2 protein-coding genes are annotated in these 2,006 nt (G+C 69.3%); both read left to right on the top strand.

Annotated elements, in window-relative coordinates:
- Positions 1 to 112 precede the first annotated feature (112 nt).
- The gene (locus L6Q67_RS23355) at positions 113 to 886 is read left to right on the top strand and encodes a hypothetical protein (protein WP_296575854.1); all 774 of its coding nucleotides are present in this window, start codon (positions 113 to 115) and stop codon (positions 884 to 886) included.
- Between the two features lie 41 nt (positions 887 to 927).
- Entirely contained in the window at positions 928 to 1,965 is a 1,038-nt protein-coding gene (locus tag L6Q67_RS23350; RefSeq protein ID WP_296575851.1) for a hypothetical protein, read from the top strand.
- The last annotated feature ends 41 nt before the right edge of the window (positions 1,966 to 2,006 follow it).

Raw genomic sequence — 2,006 nt, 5'->3', positions numbered from 1 at the left:
GAATGCCGGCTTGCTGACCGCCGACGGCGAGGTCCGGACCAGCGGCAGCAACTACCGCGGCGTGCTGGGCCTGGGCTATGCCGAGGGCCGCGTCGAGTCCTGGACGCGCGCGGTGGTCATCGACGGTGTGCGGCGCCTGGCCAGCGGCGATTCGGCCCAGGTCGCGGTGCGCCGCGACGGCACGGCCTGGCGCTGGGGCGAGAACGCGGGCGGCGGCAGTCTGGACGCCGTGCGCCAGGCGCAGCGGCTGGGCAGCTTCGGCGACTTCGTGGACGTGGCGATGACGCGCTACGCCGCGTTCCTGCTGCGCGGCGATGGCACGGTGTGGTTCTGGGGGCGCGAGAGCGGTCTGGGCGAGTCCGGCGGCGCCGTGCGCAGCGGCATGACCAGCGGCGACACCGTGCTGCAGGTACCCGGCGTTCAGGGCGTGGTGGCGCTGGCCACCGGGAACGCGCATGTGCTGGCGCTCAAGGGCGATGGCACGGTGTGGAGCTGGGGTTCCAACAACTACGCCCAACTGGGTTACCAGGGCGTGATGTACAGCGCCACCGCCAAGGCGGTGCCGGGCGTGGCCAACGTGATCGCCGTGGCCGCCGGTGGTCAGCACAGCATTGCGCTGCACGCCGATGGCACGGTGACCACCTGGGGCAGCGTGTCGGACGTGCGCTGCCAGGGCACGGGGCAGACCCCGCCGCTGCCGGCCCGCGTGGCCGGCGTGAACGATGCCGTGGAGGTGGCGGCGGCCGGCTACTACGGCACCTTCATCGTGCGGCGCGACGGCAGCGTCTGGGCCTGCGGCAACAACGGCGCGAACGTGCTGGGCCTGGGCGCCAAGGACGTCAATGCGCAGGTGCCCACGCGCGTGCCTGATCTGAACTTGGACTGACGCCGCGGCTGCGGTGACCGTCCACCTATTGAGCAATGGACATGAGCAGGCGACCGACCAAACTCACTGCACTCCTGGGTCTGCCACTGGCGATCGTAGGGGTTCCAGCGGCGCTGGCCGCGCCGCGCACACCCACCGCCACCGAACTGATGGACTGGGCCGAGCGCACTTACTCGCAGTTCTTCCCGGGCCATCAGGCCGACCAGACGTTGACGCCATACGTCTACCGCTACTACGCAATGACCGGGAACTATGTCGGTGTGGCGGGCGATGCGGTCTACATCCTGGGACCGGTGGCCGGTGGCGGAGCAGCACCCGTGCAGGTGGGCGTGCTCTCGGACTTTGCCTGCCAGGTGCATCCGGACAGCTGCACCGACACTGCGCCTACCGGCGCGAACGACTGCGACGACCTGACGCTGACGAAGGTCAGCAGCTACTCGGCGCTGCGGCGTCATGTGGTCAGTGGCATGAGCTTCGACGTGCTCGAGTCGCGCGGCCCCTTGCAGCAGGTTCAGTACCGCGGCCGGTCGGTCATGAGCTGGCAGCTGCGCCATGAGAGCACGGGACCCGGTGCAGGCGATCGCAGCGACACCGACGACTGGTGGTACTTCGAGCGCAGTGGTGCGCGCTCGTATGCCTACCACGGCCAGGTCCAGGACCAGGTGTCCACTACGGGCGGCGTGACGAGCCGCTCGCGCACCGAGTATGTCTGGGATCCCGCGTGGATGGCCCACGACGCGGCCTTGAACCCGGGACAGGACTACACCGTCACGGTGCACTCCTCCACGACGCAGGTGCGCGACGGCGTGACCACCGGCCCCACCGCGTCCACCGAGCGGTTCCGCACCCGGTTTGTCGGATACGAGTCGCGCAAGACGGCCGGTGCCGGCACGTTCGAAGCATGCCGATTCGAAGGGGACTGGCCCGACCAGCCAGGCACGCTGAGTGTCTATTGGGTCTTGCGGGGCCATGGCATCGAGTTGGAGCGCGAGGTGCAGATGACTTCTGCCGGTGGCACCACCGTTGTCCAGAAAGGGCTGCTGATGTCGCTGACCGTGAACGGGCAGCCTGCTCGCTGAAGCCAACTCACCCGGACGCAGATCGCTGGCCTCTCGGCGAC

The organism is Zoogloea sp., assembly GCF_023150065.1.
Classification (GTDB): domain Bacteria; phylum Pseudomonadota; class Gammaproteobacteria; order Burkholderiales; family Rhodocyclaceae; genus Zoogloea.
The sequence above is the reverse complement of the archived record's forward strand: the minus strand, read 5'-3'. Positions and strand labels throughout refer to the sequence as shown.